Raw genomic sequence first — 17272 nt, forward strand, 5'->3', positions numbered from 1 at the left:
GGGCCAGGAGTACCTGCCTGAAGTACCTGCCCAGAAGGCATCCCGCCTTGAGGAGTCAACGTCGACCCGTCTAGCGCCTCCGCTAGTCGTTCTCTGGAACGGAAAATATGAGCAGCACAGTCACGCGCATCCGCCTCGCCGCCGTCGCGGCGGCAGCCGGTATCGCTCTCCTCGCCGGGTGCTCTTCGCCCGCTCCGTCGGACAAGGCGTCCGCGGCCTCCTGTGCGCCCGCCAAGGGCAAGGTCACACTCCAGTACTGGAACACCGTTCCCGGTATGGAGCAGGTCGTCGCCCTGTGGAACAAGAAGAACCCCGACATCCAGGTCCAGTCGAAGAACATCTCCAACGACCAGTACGGCACCATCGGCAACGCCCTCAAGGCGGGCAAGGCCCCGGACCTCGCCCAGGTCGGCTACGACGAACTGCCCGCCCTGCGCACCCAGAACGCGTTCGTGGACGCCTCCGCCTGCTCGGCGGCCAAGGACGCGCAGTCGAAGTTCGTGCCGTGGACCTGGTCGCAGGCCAGCTTCGACAACACCGGTGTGTTCGCCTTCCCGCAGGACACCGGACCGATGGCGCTCTACGTGCGCAGTGACCTCTTCAAGCAGCACGGCATCGCGATCCCGAAGACATGGGACGAGTACGCGGCTGCCGCCGAGAAGCTGCACAAGGCCGACCCCGCCCTCACCATGACGTTCTTCGACCCGAACAACGCCGAGTGGTTCAACGGGCTGCTGTGGCAGAACAGCGCGCACATGTACGACTACTCCGGTGACAAGTGGCACGTCACCGTCGAGTCCGCGCAGAGCAAGCAGGTCAGCGAGTACTGGCAGAAGCTGATCGACGACAAGGTCGTGCGCACCGACCTGGCCAACGGCTCGACGCAGATGTACGCCGCGTACCAGAAGGACCAGATCGCCAGTTACGTCGGCGCCGCCTGGGGTTACAGCATGTTCCGCGACAACCTGCCCAAGCAGGCGGGCAAGTGGTCGATCGTCCCGATGCCGACCTGGGGTTCGAACCCCGCGTCCGGCGACTGGGGCGGCTCCACCGTCGGGTTCATGAAGGGCAGCAAGCACCTGTACGAGTCGGTGAAGTTCAACTCCTGGCTGAACACCGACCCGGAGGCGCTGGCGCTGGAGAACAAGGTGGGCGGGCTCTACCCGGCGGCCACCGCCGGTACGAAGCTCCCCGCGCTCTCGCAGGGCGTCCCGTACTACAACAACGAGAAGATCTTCGACGTCTTCGCCGACTCGTCGAAGAACATCGACACCAGCTTCGCCTGGAGCCCCACGCAGAAGACGGTCAACCTGGCCCTCCAGGACGCGATGGCGAAGGCCGCGGCGGGCGACGGCACGCTCAGCGACGCCCTCGCCGCAGCCCAGGCCGCCGCGCTGAAGTCGATGAAGGATCAGGCGATCCCGGTTACCGCGGGCAAGTGACTGCCGCATGACTGACACCGCAACCCCAGCGACCGGCGTGCCGGCCGCACCCCGGGGCCGCCGCCGCCTCAACGGCGGCGGCCCGCGGGCGGGCACCATCGCCGCGTTCGTGACGCCGTTCTTCCTCCCGTTCGTGCTGTTCTACCTGGTGCCGGTCGGCTACGCGATCTGGCAGAGCCTGCGTGTGGTGCGCCGGACCGGCGGCCAGTACGGCACGTCGTACACGACCTTCGGCGGCTTCGAGCAGTACGGGAAGGTCTTCGAGAACACCGAGTTCTGGTCCAGCATCGGACGCATCGGACTGTTCGGCATCGTGCAGGTGCCGGTCATGCTGTTCGTGGCGCTGGTCATGGCGCTGCTGCTCGACACTCCCCTGCTGAGGCTCAAGGCGTTCTTCCGCATCACGGCGTTCACGCCGTACGCGGTGCCCGGTGTGATCGCCGCGATCATGTGGTCGTATCTCTACTCGCCGCAACTCAGCCCGCTCGTGGACCTGTTGAAGCACATCGGGCTGCAACCCGACTTCCTGGGACCCGGCGCCGTGCTATGGTCGGCGGCGAACGTGTCCACCTGGCTGTGGACCGGCTACAACATGCTGATCATGTTCTCGGCGCTCCAGGCGATCCCGCAGGAGCTGTACGAGGCAGCGAAGCTCGACGGGGCGAGCAACTGGACGATCGCGTGGCAGATCAAGGTCCCGATCATCGCCCCGTCCATCGTCCTCACCACGGTGTTCTCCATCATCGGCACCTTGCAGCTCTACGCCGAGCCGGCCGTGCTGCGGCAGATCTCCTCGAACATCTCCAGCACGTTCACCCCGAACATGCTCGCGTACGCCGTGGCGTCCGGAAACAACTACCAGCAGGCGGCGGCCATTTCCGTGGTCATCGCCGTCATCACCTTCGTCCTGAGTTTCGGCTTCATGCGACTGACCTCGAAGAAGGCCGGACTGTGAGCAACCAGACCCTGAACCGCGAAAGCCGCGTCAGCCGCACGGCCGTCATGGCTCTGATGTTCCTGCTGGCGATCTACTTCCTGCTGCCGGTCTACTTCCTGATCGTCGCGGCGACGAAACCGCAGGGCGACCTGGCCTCCACCAACGGTCTCGCATTCTCGCACTTCAACCTGTTCGACAATCTGAGCACCCTGTTCACCCGCAGCGACGGCATCTTCGGCCGGTGGGCGCTCAACACCGTGATCTACGCGGGACTCGGCGCCGCCGTCGGCACGCTGATCTCCGCACTGTGCGGCTACGCGCTCGCCAAGTTCCACTTCCGCGGGCGGGAGTTCCTGTTCTCGGTCATCCTCGGCGGTGTGCTCGTGCCCACCACGGCGCTCGCGCTGCCGCTGTTCCTGCTGTTCTCGGCGACCGGGATCGTCAACACCTACTTCGCGGTGTTCCTGCCCAGCATCGTCAGCCCGTTCGGTGTGTATCTGGCGCGTATCTTCGCCGCCGCCGCCGTCCCGCAGGAGATCCTGGAGTCCGCGCGGCTGGACGGTGCGGGCGAGTTCCGTACGTTCTTCTCGGTGGCGTTCAAGCTGATGACGCCGTCGCTGGTGACCATCTTCCTCTTCCAGTTCGTCGCCATCTGGAACAACTTCTTCCTGCCGATGGTGATGCTGCAGAAGGAGTCGCTGTTCCCGATCACCCTCGGCCTCTACGAGTGGAACGGCCAGACCGCCCGCGCGCCGCTGCTCCAGGAGTCCGTGATCACCGGCTCCCTGGTCTCGATCGTGCCGGTGATCATCGTGTTCATCCTCCTCCAGCGCTTCTGGCGTACCGGGCTCGCTTCCGGCTCCCTCAAGTAAGGTCCCCTTCCTCATGCAGAACTCCGCCGTTTTCGTGCCCCATTTCCATTGGGACCGGGAGTGGTACGAGCCGTTCCAGGTGTTCCGGCACCGGCTCGTCGCCGCCCTCGACACCGTGCTGGAGACGGCCGAGGCCGACCCGGACTTCCGGTTCACCGTCGACGGGCAGATGGCCGCTGTCGAGGACTATCTGGAGATGCGGCCGGAGAACACCGACCGGGTGAAGGCCCTGGTCGCGAACGGCCAACTCGCCGTCGGGCCCTGGCTGATCCTGCTCGACGAGTTCCTCTGCTCGGGCGAGACCATCGTGCGCAACCTGCAGATGGGCTGGGCGGCGGCGGCGAAGCTCGGCGGGTCGATGCCCGTCGGCTATCTGCCGGACATGTTCGGCCACGTCGCGCAGATGCCGCAGATCCTGGCGCGCGCCGGGATCGAGCACGCCGCGCTGTGGCGCGGGGTGCCGGGCTCCGTCGAGGGCCACGCGTTCCGCTGGCGCGCGCCCGACGGCTCGGAGGTGCGCACCGAGTTCCTCTTCGACGGGTACGACAACGGCCTCGACGTGCTGCTCGTGCCCGACCAGATCGGCCGGGCACTGGACGAGTACGCGCAGATGACGGCCGAGCGGTGGGGCGGCGACCCGCTGCTCGCGATGGCCGGCACCGACCACAACGCACCCGACCCGCGGCTCGCCGGCTGGCTGCGGAACGCGTCCAGTGAGCAGCGTCCCATCACCCTCGCGACCCTCGCGGAGTACATCAGCGAGCATGTGCGCGACGACGTCTCCGCCGTGGTCACCGGGGAGTTGCGCAGCCATGTGCGCGGCAACATCCTCCCCGGTGTGCTCTCCGTGCGGCTCGCACTCAAGCAGCGGATGGCCGTCGCCGAACGGACCGTCGACCACGCCGAGCGGATCAACGCGCTGTGGTCCGGGCGCGACGACTCGCCGTTCCTCGCGCTCGCCTGGCACAAGATCATCGAGTCGACGGCGCACGACTCGGTCGTCGGCTCCGGCACCGACGAGACCTCCGACCAGGTCGAGGCGCGGCTCGCGGAAGCCACCCACACCGCGCGTGCCGTACGGGACGCGGCCCTCGCCGAGCCCGCAGCCCGGGTGCCGAGCGACGGCTACCTGGTCGCCAACCCGCTGCCGTTCCCGCGCACGTCGCTGGCCGAGGTCGATGTCGCGGCGCCGCCGGAGGGCACCGGACTGGTCGCGACCGGCGCCGAAGGATCGGCGTATCCGGTGCAGTTGATCTCGACGGCGCCGACCGTGCTCAGCGACGAGCGCATGGACGCCTCGCAGCTCGAACGGGTGCTGCGCCGCATCCACCGCCGTGAACTCTTCGGCCGGCTGATCGACCGCTACGAACTCACCCCGGGAGCCCTGGTCTTCCACCTCGCCGAGGTGCCGGCCGGCGGGCCTTTCGACCTGCTGATCCTGCGCCGGGACGTGGCCGCCGCCGCTGCCGCGCACCCCGGCGAGTGGCGGGTGCTGACACTGGAGGAAGCCCGCGCGACCGCGCTGGTGCCGGTGCGCGTGCCCGCATCCGGGCTCACGAGTTTCCGGGTCGAACCGACCGCAGGAACCGCCGAGTTGGCGACGGATCTCACCCCGGCGACCGGCACGGACCGCACACTGTCGAACGGACAGGTCGCGGTGACGGTCGGAGCCGACGGCACGCTCGACGTGACCGGCGCCGACGGGACCGTACTGCGCGGAGTGGGCCGTCTCGTGGACGGCGGTGACCGGGGCGACAGCTACAACTACGCACCGCCGGGGGAGGATGTGCTCGTCTCCGAGCCGGTGGACGTCACGGTCGAACCGCTGGAGAGCGGCCCGCTGCGGTCGCGGCTGCGGATCACCCGGAGCTACGAGTGGCCGGCCGCGCTCTCCGCCGAGCGCGACGTGCGCGGCGACCGTACGGTCCGCACACCGGTGGAGACGCTGGTGGAGGTGCGGGTGGGTGAGCCGTTCGTACGGGTGTCCACGTCGTTCCTCAACCAGTCGGCCGATCACCGGCTGCGCTTCCACGTACCGCTGCCCGAACCGGTGGCCGGGTCGGCGTCCGCCGGGCAGTTCGCCGTCACCGAGCGCGGGCTGACCGCCGAGGGCGGCTGGGGCGAGTACCCGATCCCGACGTTTCCCGCGAGTTCGTTCGTCTCGGCCGGCGCGGCGAACGTCCTGCTGGACCACTCCACCGAGTACGAACTCGTCGGCGAAGGAAGCGAATTGGCCATCACGCTGCTGCGGGCGATCGGCTCCATCAGTGTCAACATCCATCCGCTGCGCGACGAGCCGGCGGCGAGCGAGATCCCCGCGCCCGGCGCGCAGGATCTCGGTGTGCGCATCGAGAACCGCTTCGCCGTCCTGCCGTCGGCGTCCGGCTGGCAGGGCGCACACGCGGTGGCCCTCGCCGAGGAGTTCCACAACGACGTGCTGGTCACCCGTGGGACCGGGGCGGCGGGCGGTCAACTGCCGCCCGCCGAGACGGGTGTGCGCGTCGAAGGGGCGGACGTTCTCGTGTCGAGCGTCCGCCGCCTCCCGGAAACCGGCATCGAGGTGCGGCTGGTCGCGATGAGTGACACCGGCTCGACCGCCCGGGTGACCGGCGCGTTCACCGAGGCCACCACCGTCGATCTGCTCGGCCGGCCGCTCGGCACGACACCGGTCAGCGACGCACTCGAACTCACCCTCGGGCCCTGGGAGATCAGAACAGTCGTGGTCCGGTGAGCCACGACAACGCGCGCACGGAATACTCCTGACCCTCCGCCACCTCCCTTTTCTTGAGAAAGAGTTGTGACCTCTTGGCCTCCGACGTTTCCGCCTATGTCTCGGACCTCGCCCCAGGACGGGGCGCCCTGCGCCCGGCGCGCTCGTGGCTGCACTCCGACGCCCCCTCCCGCTCGCTGAACGGGCAGTGGAGTTTCCGGCTGTCCCGGTCGGCGCCGGGTGACGGCGACTTCGCGGCGACGAGCTTCGACGACAGCGGCTGGGACAGCATCCCGGTGCCCGCGCACTGGGTGCTCCAGGGTGACGGGGCCTACGGCCGGCCGATCTACACGAACGTGCAGTTCCCGTTCCCGATCGATCCGCCGCACGTGCCGGACGAGAACCCCACCGGCGACTACCGCCGCCACTTCGACCTGCCAGGCGACTGGTCGGCGGCCGAGCGCGTCGTGCTGCGGTTCGACGGTGTCGAGTCGCTGTTCAAGGTGTGGGTGAACGGGGACGAGATCGGCAGCGCGAGCGGCAGCCGGCTCGCCCACGAATTCGATGTCACACCGTCCGTCCGGCCGGGCGACAACGTCATCGCCGTACGCGTCCACCAGTGGTCGGCGGCCAGCTATCTGGAAGACCAGGACCAATGGTGGCTGCCGGGCATCTTCCGCGATGTCACCCTGATCGCCCGCCCGGCCGCGGGTATCGAGGACCTGTGGCTGCGCGCCGGGTTCGACGAAGGACGCGGCCGGATCGAGCCGGAGATCACCGCCGACCCCGCCGCGTTCCCGGTCACCCTGCGCGCACCTGAACTCGGCGTCGAGCAGGTCTGGTCGACGGCGGCCGACGTGGCGCCGATCGACATCGCCGGTGTGGAGCCCTGGTCGGCCGAGCAACCGCGCCTGTACGACGTCACGGTGTCGACGGCGGCCGAGACCGTCACCACCCGCGTGGGGTTCCGCACGGTCGAGATCCGCGGCGACCAGTTCCTGGTCAACGGCCGCCGCGTGGTGTTCCACGGGATGAACCGCCACGAGACCCACCCGGAGCGCGGCCGTGTCTTCGACGAGGAGCACGCCCGCGCCGACCTGGCCCGGATGAAGCGGTTCAACGTCAACGCGATCCGCACCAGCCACTATCCGCCGCATCCGCGGCTGCTCGACCTCGCCGACGAACTCGGCTTCTGGGTCGTCCTCGAATGCGATCTGGAGACACACGGCTTCGACAAGGTCGGCTGGAGCGGCAACCCGAGCGACGACGTGGCCTGGCGTGCGGCGTACCTCGACCGTATCCGGCGGACCGTCGAACGCGACAAGAACCATCCCAGCGTCGTGATGTGGTCGCTGGGCAACGAGGCGGGCACCGGCAGCAATCTCGCCGCGATGTCCGCGTGGGTCCACGCACGCGACACCGGACGGCCCGTGCACTACGAGGGCGACTACACCGGCGAATACGCCGACGTCTACTCGCGGATGTACTCGTCCGTGCCGGAGACCGAGCAGATCGGCACCGACGGCTCGCGCACGCCCCTGCTGGGCTGCACTCCGGCGCAGGGCGCCCGGCAGCGCACCAAGCCGTTCCTGCTCTGCGAGTACGCCCACGCGATGGGCAACGGCCCCGGGGCACTGGACGATTACCAGGATCTCGTGCACACGTACCCGCGGCTGCACGGCGGTTTCGTCTGGGAGTGGCGCGACCACGGCATCCTGGCGAAGGCCCCGGACGGTACGCCGTACTACGCGTACGGCGGTGACTTCGCGGAGGTCGTGCACGACGGCAACTTCGTCATGGACGGCATGCTGCTGAGCGACGACGTACCGACGCCCGGTCTGTACGAGTACAAGGCGGTCGTCCAGCCGATCCGCTTCGCCTTCGAAGGCGACGACATCGTGCTGACCAATCTGCGGCATTGCGCCGACACGGCCGACCTGCGCTTCCGCTGGCGGGTCGAACACGACGGCGTGCTCGTGGACTCCGGGGATCTGGCGGTCCCCGCCGTCGCGGCGGGCACGTCGGCGCGGGTGCCGCTGTCCCCGGTATCCGTGGCGGACGGGGCGGAGACCTGGCTCACGGTCGACGCGGTGCTGGCGGCCGGCACCGCCTGGGCGGACGCGGGCCATGTGCTGGCGACGGCCCAGCTCGACCGGTCGACGCGCCGTCCCAGCAACGGCGTTCGCCCCACCGGTGTGCGGCCCGGCACCGAGTGGCGGCGGAGCGACGGCACCCTGACGCTCGGCATCGCCGAGTTCGTGAACGGCTCCCTCGTACGTCTCGCCGGACGCCCGGTGGCGGGTCCGCGGCTGGAGCTGTTCCGGGCTCCGACCGACAATGACGAAGGCACGTCGGGCGAGGTCGAGGAGAGCGACGCAGGTGTGGCCGGGGTCTCCAACGCCGAGCTGTGGCGCGCCGAAGGGCTCGACAGGCTGACCAGCCGCCTGGTGTCCGTGGAGAGCACCGCGAAAGGCCTGCGGACCGTCGCCAAGGTCTCGGCGGCGAACTCCGCCTCGTCGGTCGTCGTGGAGTCGGTCTGGTCGCTGGACGGCGACGGACTCGAACTCCGCGTGGAAATAGAGCCGTCGGGCGGCTGGTCGACGGTGTGGCCGCGGATCGGGATCCGGTTCGAGCTGCCGGACGGTACGGCCCCGGTGGACGGCGCCGAGTGGTTCGGGCTCGGCCCCTTCGAGTCGTACCCCGACAGCATGCGCGCGGCCCGTACCGGCCGCTTCGCCGCCTCGGTACGCGAGCTCTCGGTCGACTACGCGCGCCCCCAGGAGACCGGCCACCGCTCGCAGTTGCGCCGGCTCGCGCTGACCAGCGCCGGGCGTACGGTACTGCGCTTCGCGACGGTCCCGGACATCCAGGGCCGCCGTCCCGGCTTCACCGTCAGCCGGCACACCCCGCAGCAAATCGCCCTGGCCGACCACCCGTTCGAACTGCCCGTGTCGACCACGAGTCATCTGACGATCGACGCGGCCCAGCACGGACTCGGTTCGCGCGCGTGCGGCCCGGACGTACGACCGGAGTTCGCGCTGCGCCCCGAGTCCCGCACGATCAGGCTCCGTATCTCGGAGAGCTGAGCGCGGGGGGACGAAACCAGAAGCGTCCCGGACCGGACGGCCCTGAGGCAGTCCGGTCCGGGACAGCGGGGGTCCGGGACAGTGAGGGCGGTGCTCAGCCCTCGGTGCTCAGCCCTCGGTGCTCAGCCCTTCGTCAGCGGAAGGAGCGGTGCGGCTTCGGCAGGGTCACGCGAGCCGGGCCGTGCCAGGTCCGCTCTGCGGAGAAGAGCGGGTCGGCCGCGCGCCCGGTGACGACCGGCAGGGTGATTCCGCTGCCTGCCAGGTCGACGGTGATCTGGGCGCCGGTGGCCCGGTCGCTCTGGATGTCGGTGTCCGTGCCGACGAGCACCAGCGCGAGCCGGTGTCCTGCCTTGAAGACGTAGTCCTGCGGGAGTGTGTCCCAACGGACCGTCGTGGCGACACCCGGTGTCACCGGGGTCGGGTGGCTGAGCGAGTTCCGGTTCTGGGCGTCGACGTAGCCGCGCGCCACCACGTTGACGTCGGACGTCACCGTGTCGGTGACCACCTGCTTGTAGCAGGCGTCGTCCAGCGCCGTGCTCTCACCGTGGCAGTCCTCCGTGGTGAGGGTCTTCACCCCTTCCCTGCCGTTCAGGTAGTTGACCCGGGTGTCGGTGCCGTAGTCGACGAGGAGCGCGCCGAGGTTGGCCGTCGGCTTGTCCAGCGTGACCTTGAGGCTCACCTTCGGCGTACCGGACACCCGGGTGTCCCGCGTCAGCGGCGGTGTCGTATAGGCGAGGCGGTACGGTGCGGCGGCCGTCGGGTCGCTCACCGCCGTGGCCTCGTCCTGCGCGGTGTCGGTGTAGCTGCCGGTGCCGCTGGCCGATGCGAGGCCGAGCCCGCCGTCCGGCTGCGGACGCAGGGTCACCGCCTTGGCCTGCGGCGCCGGCCAGTCGGACTGGGTGGCCCAGGTGTCGGGGCCGACCTCCAGGTCCACCCGCGGCTTCTTCATGATGTCGTTGGGTATGCGCCACAGCCAGTGGTCGAACCACTGGTGCAGGGTGTCGACCCAGGCGTCGCGCCGGTAGTCGAACGGGTCGACATGGCCGTACTGCGACAGCCACACCTTGCGCGGGACGCCCTCCTCGGCCAGCCCCGACCACCAGGTCGAGAACTGGTTGGCCTTGACGTTGAGGTCGTTGAGGCCCTGCGTGGCGAACACGGACGCGTGCACCTTGCGCACGTCGCCGAGGGATCCGCCGCGGTAGTCCCGTTCCTTCCAGAAGGCGTTGTAGTTGCCGGTCGCGTCGTCCTGGCCGGTCACCAACTCCTGCTGCGTCGCGGCGCACTTGGCGGGCGGATCGGTGTCGACGGTGTCGGCGAGGCCGTCCTCCTGGTGCCGGGAGAACAGGGTGCCGCCCATGCGGCTGTAGTCGTACCAGGAGCTGATCGCCGAGATCGGCACGATCGTCTCCAGGCCCTCCACCCCGGTCGCGGCGACGCCGTTGGCCAGCGTGCCGTCGTAGGACTTGCCGATCATGCCCGTACGGCCCGTCGTCCAGCTCGCCTTGACCCGCTTGCCCTGCGCGTCGTACGCCGTGGCGCGGCCGTTCAACCAGTCCACGACGGCCTTGCCGCCGAGCACGTCGGAGGCGCCGCCGGAGGTCGGGCAGCCGTCGGACTTCGTCGTACCGTCCATGTCGACGTTCAGCACGGCGTAGCCGCGCGGCACGAAGTAGTTGTCGTAGTACAGCGGTGACTTGGTCTGGACCCCGGCGGCGTCGTAGACCTTGCGCTCCGACTCGTTGCCGCGGCCGAGATTGTCGTAGTACGGGCTCTCGTCCATGATGACGGGGACCTTGAGCCCCCGGCCGCTCTCCCTGGGGCGGACGATGTCCACCCTGATCAGGTCCTTCTTGCCGTCACCGTCGGAGTCGACGGTCGACTGCACCCGGACGTACTCCCTGATGGCGTCCTGGTACGAGAAGACGGGCTGCGTCCCGTCGGCGGTGACCTTGATGGAAGGTTTCTGCGCCGCGTGGGCGGCGGCGGGCAGTCCGGCAGCCGCGAGCGCGGCCGCGGCGGCGAGCGAGATGAGAGCTCTTCGGTGGGATGGGATCCGCATGCACTACCTCCTGGGGGGTTACGCGCGCAATCTCCCGCAGAAGATCACTCATCCACAAGCGACATTCACGCCACTCGCGGGGATTGACCTCCGCGAACCGCGAGGTAGGCTTGCCTAAGTTTTTCTCCGGTGAACTCGTAAGCGTTAACGTCAATCAACGCGTGAACCTTCAGCCTGCGACAACGGCTCGGGTAAGCGTGGACGGCGCTCAGTTGACCGTGGCGCGCCCCGGGCCGGGAACGGATCCGCCCGGTGGTACGGCACATACCCGAAGAGATACCCGAAGCGGCCCCCGAAGAGCAGGTGCCCCGGCGGCGCTCGCCCTTCTCCCGCCGGGTGCGGGGTCTCGCGATGGACACCGCGCCGCTGCGGATCGCGTCGTTCCGGCGGCTGTGGACGTCCACGGTCGTCACCTCGGTCGGCAGCCAACTGACGGCCGTCGCCGTCCCCTTGCAGATCTACGACGACACGCACTCGTCGGTCTGGGTGGGGGTCTCCGGCGTGGTGGCCCTGGTGCCGCTGGTGGTGTTCGCGCTGTGGGGCGGCGCCATCGCCGACATGATGGACCGGCGCAAGCTGCTGCTCCTCAGCAACTGCGGCATCGCCGCCACCTCGCTGCTGTTCTGGGCGCAGGCGGCGGCCGGACTGCACTCCGTGTGGGTCCTGATGGTCCTGCTCGGGCTCCAGCAGGGGCTGTTCGGGATCAACTCGCCGACCCGGACGGCCTCGGTCGCCCGGCTCGTACCGCCCGAGCAGTTGCCGTCGGCAACGGCGCTGACCTCGACCGTGACCCAACTCGGCCAGATCGTGGGCCCGATGCTGGCCGGAGTGCTGGTGCCGGTGGTCGGCCTGTCGAGTCTGTACCTGTGCGACACGATCGCGCTGTGCGCGACGCTCTGGGCGGTGTGGCAGCTTCCCCCGCTGCCGCCCCTGGGCGGTGTGGTCCGGCGGGCCGGGCTGCGGGACGTGGTCGAGGGGTTCCGGTATCTGTCGACGCAGCGGCTGCTGCTGGTGTCGTTCCTGGCCGATGTGATCGCGATGGTGTTCGGCATGCCGCGGGCGCTGTTCCCGCAGATGGCGCAGGTCGACTTCGGCGACCCGCCGGGCGGCGGCTACGCGCTCGGTGTGCTCTACGCCGCGATTCCGGCCGGCGCCCTGCTGGGCGGTCTGCTGTCCGGCACGTTCGCCCGGGTGCGCCGGCACGGGGCGATGGTGGTCGGCGCCGTGTGCGCCTGGGGGCTCGCGGTGGCCGCGTTCGGTCTGTCCGGGCCGCTGTGGCTGGCGGCGGTCGCGCTGGCCGTGGCGGGCGCGGCCGACATGGTCTCGATGGTCTTCCGCGGCTCCATCCTGCAGTTGGCGGCGACGGACGAGATGCGTGGCCGGATGCAGGGGGTGTTCACCGTGGTCGTCGCGGGCGGACCGCGACTGGCGGACGCCCTGCACGGCGTGACCGGCTCGTCGATCGGCCCGCGCGCGACCGTGACGGGCGGTGGGCTGCTGGTCGTGCTGGCCATGCTCGCGATGGCCGTGGCCGTACCGGCGTTCTGGCGCTACCGGCTGGCGGTGACACCCGCGGAGCCCCTGGAGAAGTGACCGGCCAGGATGGGAAGGCTGGATTTGCAAACTTACCTTTGGAAGGCTAGCCTTCCAAAATGTGACTGAGCCAGAGAAGTCCGCCGGCGAGAGCGCCGCGGTCCGCGCGACGGCGACACGACTGCGCGTCAGCGTCGGGGCGTTCAAACGCCGCGTCCACGAGACGGCGACCGACGGTGACCTGACGGGCCCGGAGCTGACGGCCGTCTCGCGGCTGGACCGAGGGGGTCCTTCGACCATCGCGGAGCTGGCCAGACGCGAGCAGATCAGCCCGCAGGCGATGGGCGCGACGATCGCTGGTCTTGAGCGGCGCGGTCTGGTCGTACGCGAGCCCGACGCCAACGACGGGCGCCGCTCGATCCTGACGCTCACCCCGGCCGGCCGGACCGCGATCCGGTCGGGCCGCAGCGCGATCGTGGACAAGATGGCCGTCGCGCTGGACGAGTCGTTCACCCGCGAGGAGATCGCCACCCTCGACGAGGCGGCGACGCTGATCGAGCGGCTCGCGGATCTGCTCTGACCGCCGACCTGCGCCCCGCCGGCCTCTCCGATCCCCTGGAGTTGTGATGTCTCCCGCCCGTCCCCCGGTCCCTCCAGCGCAGGCGCCGGCGGACGCCGCGCCCTGGGGTGACCGCCCCTTCTCGCGCAGATTCACCAGCCCGCTGTTCATCGGCTCGGCGCTCAACCCGGTCAACAGCTCGCTGATCGCGACGGCCCTGGTGCCCATCGCCCACGGGCTCGGCGTGTCGATCGGGCAGACGACCGCGCTGGTCACCGCGCTGTATCTGGCGAGCGCCATCGCCCAGCCCACCGCGGGCAAGGCCGCCGAGGTGTTCGGGCCGCGGCGGGTGTTCCTGGCCGGCATCGTGCTCGTCGCGGTGGGTGGTCTGGTCGGCGGCTTCGCCCAGAACCTGCTCACTCTGCTGGTCAGCCGGGTGCTGATCGGGCTCGGCACGTCGTGCGCGTATCCGACGGCGATGCTGCTGATCCGGCGCCGAGCCCGCGACGCGGGACTCGACCGGCCGCCCGGCGGTGTGCTGGGCGGGCTGCAGATCGCCGGTATCGCCACCGCGTCCCTCGGACTGCCCGTCGGCGGGGTCCTGGTCGGCGCCTTCGGCTGGCGCTCGGTCTTCTTCGTCAATGTGCCCGTCGCGGTGATCGCGCTGGTCGCGACCCTGGCCTGGGTGTCGCCCGACGGACCGCTCGACCGCTCGCGCAGCGCCCGTACCGTCGCCTCCAACCTCGATGTGACCGGCATCGGCGGCTTCGCGGCCGCGATGATCGCGCTGCTGCTGTTCCTCTTCGAACTGCCGACGGCGCACTGGTATCTGCTGGCCGTCTCGGTCGTGCTGTGGATCGCGCTCGTGGCCTGGGAGCTGCGCGCCCGCACGCCGTTCCTCGACATCCGGCTGCTCGCCGGGAATCTGGAGCTGACCAGGACATATCTGCGCTACGGGCTGGTGCTGCTCTGCGTCTACGTGGTCCTCTACGGCATCACGCAGTGGGTGGAGACCGTGCGCGGCCTGTCCGAGACGGCGTCCGGTCTGCTGCTCCTGCCCATGACGCTGGTCTCCGGACTGGTGATCTATCCGTTCTCCCGGCGCAATCTGGTCCGCAGCCCCGTCATCCTCGCGTCCCTGACCTGCCTGGTCGCCTCCGCCGGTGTGCTGATGCTCAGCGCGTCGGCCTGGATCGGCTGGATCGTCGTCATCACGCTCGTCTTCGGTGTGGCGATGGGCGCGGGCGCGGCGGGCAACCAGACCGCGCTCTACGCCCAGGCCCCGGCGGAGCAGCTCGGCACCGCCTCCGGGCTGCTGCGCACCTTCGGTTACGTCGGGTCCATCGCGTCCTCGGCCATCACGGGGATCGTCTTCCACACCCATGTCACGGACGGCGGGGTCCATCTGATCGGCTGGATCATGATCGGCGTCAGCCTCGTGCTGGTCGCGATGACCGTCACGGACCGCAAGCTGGGGACGGCGCGGACCAAGGGGTGACGGGACTTCGCCACGCTGGTGTCGGCCCGTAGCCGGGAGGCGGCCGTCGGTACCGCCTAGGCTCGGGCGCGCGCCCTGACGAGCCATCACGAGGTACGGAGACGGTCATGACCAGCATCGCCATCATCGGAGCGGGACGCGGTCTCGGGGCCGCCGTCGCCCGGCAGTTCGGCCGCGAGGGCTTCGGCGTCGCGCTGATCTCCCGTACGCGCGAACACGTGGACGCGCTCGCTGCCGACCTCGGAGCCGAAGGGGTGGAGGCGCGCGGCTTCGCCGCCGATGTGCGCGATCCGGCCGCTCTCGCCGCCGCCCTGGACGACGCCGCTTCGGCGCTGGGGCCGGTCGAGGTGCTCCAGTACAGCCCCCTTCCGCACCGGGACTTCATGAAGCCCGTCCTGGAGACGACCGCCGCCGATCTCCAGGGGCCGTTCGAGTTCTCCGTCCAGGGCCCGGTGACCGCCGTACGGCAGGTGCTGCCCGGGATGCTGGCAGGGGGCCGCGGCACGATCCTCTTCGTGAACGGCGGCACCGCCGTACGCCCTCACGCCGAGCGGGCCGGGACCTCCGTCGCGTTCGCCGCCGAAAGCGCGTACGCGCAGATGCTGCACGAGGCGCTGGCCGACCGGCAGGTGCATGTCGCGCAGCTCATCATCCCCGGCGCGATCACCCCCGGGGACCCGAGGAAGGACCCCGGTGTGCTCGCCGAGACCCTGTGGGCCGTCCACCGCGAGCGCACCGGCTTCCGCCACTTCGCCGATCCCATGGACGCCTGAGCCGCTGCCCCCGGCGCGCTCCTACGCCATGTCGTCGGCCATGGTGGACAGCAGGGCGAGCGCGTCGGCGGACCGGGAAGCGGGCTCGGCCTGGTAGATCACCAGGAGCTGGTCCTCGGCGCCTGCGACGACGAACTTGTCGTACCGCAGCTCCATCTCGCCGACCTGCGGGTGGTGGATGTGGTGGACGCCGCCGCCCGGCTGGGGGCGTACGTGATGACGCGACCAGAGCCGGCGGAACAGGTCGCTCTTCACGGACAGTTCGCCGACCAGCTCCGTCAGGCGCGGATCGTCGACGTCGGCGCCGGCCGCGGCGCGCAGGCTCGCGATCAGACCGCCGATGTTCAGTTCCGAGACGTTGAGGAGCGCCTGCGCCGCCGGGTCGAGGAGAGCGGCGCGCAGCAGGTTGGTGCCGGGGGTGTAGATCGGGGACAGTGCGACGGCCAGCCGGTTGGCGGCGAGCACGTCGAGGTAGCGGCCCTGAACGTAGGCCGGAGTCCGGTCCCACGAGGCGACCAGCCGGGCGACGGTCGGGCGCACCCGCTCGGTACGGCGCGGTGCGCGCCGTCGGCGGTGCGCCGGGTCGGCGAGGTCGTGCAGGTGCGCCGCCGCCTCGCGGTCGAGGCCGAGCGCCCGCGCGACGGCGTCCAGCACCTGGGCCGACGGGTGGCGGTCGCGGCCCTGTTCGAGCCGGGTGTAGTACTCGGTGCTGATACCGGCCAGCAGCGCCAGCTCGTCGCGGCGCAGGCCCGGCACGCGCCGGTGGCTGTTGACGGTGATCCCCACGTCCTCGGGGCGCACCTGTTCGCGCCTGGCGCGCAGAAACTCGCCGATCACATTGGCTGCCACCCCTCCACCATAGGTCGCCCCCGCCGCCGCGTGGGTGGCCCTGGCGGCACCCCCCTCAGCGGGGCGCTGGCTGCCGGGCACCCGGGCGGGCGACGCTCGGCGTATGACACGAAACTGGCTCATCACCGGCGTGAACACCGGCTTCGGCCGCCATCTGACCGAGCAGCTCCTCGCGCGCGGCGAGCGCGTGGCGGGCACCGTCCGCCGACCCGACTCGGTGGCCGACCTCACCGGCAAGTACGGCGACGCGTTCCATGCCGCCGTCCTCGATCTGACCGACACCGCGCGTATCCGGGAGGTGGTGGACGCGGCGCACGCCCGGTTCGGGCGGCTCGACGTGGTGGTCAGCAACGCCGGGTACGGCCTGATCGGCGCCGCCGAGGAGCTGAGCGACGAGCAGGTGCGCCATCAGATCGACACCAACCTGCTCGGCTCGATCCAGCTCATCCGTGCCGCGCTCCCCCATCTGCGCGCTGCGGGCGGCGGCCGGATCCTCCAGCTCTCCTCGGTGGGCGGCCAGGCCGCGTGGCCGGGCGGCTCGCTGTACCACGCCACGAAGTGGGGCATCGAGGGTTTCGCCGAGGCCCTGGCCGGTGAGGTCGCGCCGTTCGGCATCGGCGTCACGATCGTCGAACCGGGCGGTGCGCGCACCGAGTTCCGGTACGGCGGGGTGCGCACGGGTGCGCGGCTCGACGCGTACGACGTCTCCCCCACGGCGGCGGTCCACCGCATGCTGGAGGACAGGACGCGCCTGCCCGTCGGCGACCCCGCCCGGATGGCCACGCTCATGATCGACAGCGTCGACCAGGATCCCGCACCGCTGCGGCTGGCGCTCGGCAGCGACGCGTGGACGGCGATGACCACCGCGCTCGAAGGGCGGCTGGCCGCTTTGCGCCCGCAGCGTGAGTCGGCTGCTTCCACCGACTTCTGACCATCTGGCCTCAATCGTGG

At 70.3% G+C, this 17272-nt stretch carries 12 protein-coding genes; 10 read left to right on the top strand and 2 right to left on the bottom strand.

The window, feature by feature from the left end:
• Positions 1-107 precede the first annotated feature (107 nt).
• From ACZ63I_RS17015 to ACZ63I_RS17035, 5 genes are all read left to right on the top strand, one after another.
• Positions 108-1442, top strand: a complete 1335-nt coding sequence (locus tag ACZ63I_RS17015) for an ABC transporter substrate-binding protein (RefSeq protein WP_469339386.1) — start codon at positions 108-110, stop codon at positions 1440-1442.
• 7 nt (positions 1443-1449) lie between these two features.
• Positions 1450-2397, top strand: coding sequence for a carbohydrate ABC transporter permease (locus tag ACZ63I_RS17020; RefSeq protein ID WP_469339387.1), 948 nt, complete (start codon positions 1450-1452; stop codon positions 2395-2397).
• Positions 2398-2444: 47 nt separating this feature from the next.
• Positions 2445-3251 (top strand): carbohydrate ABC transporter permease, encoded by an 807-nt coding sequence (locus tag ACZ63I_RS17025; RefSeq protein ID WP_469339943.1) that lies wholly within the window; start codon positions 2445-2447, stop codon positions 3249-3251.
• Positions 3252-3264: 13 nt separating this feature from the next.
• Positions 3265-5982 carry a glycoside hydrolase family 38 N-terminal domain-containing protein gene (locus ACZ63I_RS17030; protein WP_469339389.1) on the top strand — a complete coding sequence of 906 codons (2718 nt, stop codon included), beginning with the start codon at positions 3265-3267 and terminating at the stop codon, positions 5980-5982.
• A 74-nt stretch (positions 5983-6056) separates the two neighbouring features.
• Positions 6057-9047, top strand: coding sequence for a glycoside hydrolase family 2 TIM barrel-domain containing protein (locus ACZ63I_RS17035; RefSeq protein ID WP_469339391.1), 2991 nt, complete (start codon positions 6057-6059; stop codon positions 9045-9047).
• Between the two features lie 133 nt (positions 9048-9180).
• Here ACZ63I_RS17035 and ACZ63I_RS17040 read toward each other — a convergent pair whose 3' ends face one another.
• Complete coding sequence (locus ACZ63I_RS17040; protein ID WP_469339393.1) at positions 9181-11109, bottom strand: Xaa-Pro dipeptidyl-peptidase; 1929 nt, start codon at positions 11107-11109, stop codon at positions 9181-9183.
• 303 nt (positions 11110-11412) lie between these two features.
• Between ACZ63I_RS17040 and ACZ63I_RS17045 the strand changes: the two genes are divergently transcribed.
• The 4 genes from ACZ63I_RS17045 to ACZ63I_RS17060 all read left to right on the top strand — a co-directional run bounded on the left by ACZ63I_RS17045 (position 11413) and on the right by ACZ63I_RS17060 (position 15472).
• Positions 11413-12702 carry an MFS transporter gene (locus tag ACZ63I_RS17045; RefSeq protein WP_469339945.1) on the top strand — a complete coding sequence of 430 codons (1290 nt, stop codon included), beginning with the start codon at positions 11413-11415 and terminating at the stop codon, positions 12700-12702.
• 61 nt (positions 12703-12763) lie between these two features.
• On the top strand, positions 12764-13222 hold the full coding sequence (locus ACZ63I_RS17050; RefSeq protein ID WP_469339394.1) for a MarR family winged helix-turn-helix transcriptional regulator: 459 nt from the start codon (positions 12764-12766) through the stop codon (positions 13220-13222).
• A gap of 46 nt (positions 13223-13268) precedes the next feature.
• Positions 13269-14699, top strand: coding sequence for an MFS transporter (locus ACZ63I_RS17055; RefSeq protein ID WP_469339396.1), 1431 nt, complete (start codon positions 13269-13271; stop codon positions 14697-14699).
• A gap of 107 nt (positions 14700-14806) precedes the next feature.
• Positions 14807-15472 (top strand): SDR family NAD(P)-dependent oxidoreductase, encoded by a 666-nt coding sequence (locus tag ACZ63I_RS17060; protein WP_469339398.1) that lies wholly within the window; start codon positions 14807-14809, stop codon positions 15470-15472.
• A 21-nt stretch (positions 15473-15493) separates the two neighbouring features.
• Here ACZ63I_RS17060 and ACZ63I_RS17065 read toward each other — a convergent pair whose 3' ends face one another.
• The gene (locus ACZ63I_RS17065) at positions 15494-16321 is read right to left on the bottom strand and encodes a helix-turn-helix domain-containing protein (protein WP_469339399.1); all 828 of its coding nucleotides are present in this window, start codon (positions 16319-16321) and stop codon (positions 15494-15496) included.
• 103 nt (positions 16322-16424) lie between these two features.
• Between ACZ63I_RS17065 and ACZ63I_RS17070 the strand changes: the two genes are divergently transcribed.
• Positions 16425-17252: an SDR family oxidoreductase gene (locus ACZ63I_RS17070; protein WP_469339401.1), complete on the top strand. Its 828-nt coding sequence runs from the start codon at positions 16425-16427 to the stop codon at positions 17250-17252.
• The last annotated feature ends 20 nt before the right edge of the window (positions 17253-17272 follow it).

This window comes from Streptomyces sp. NPDC087906 (assembly GCF_055584925.1).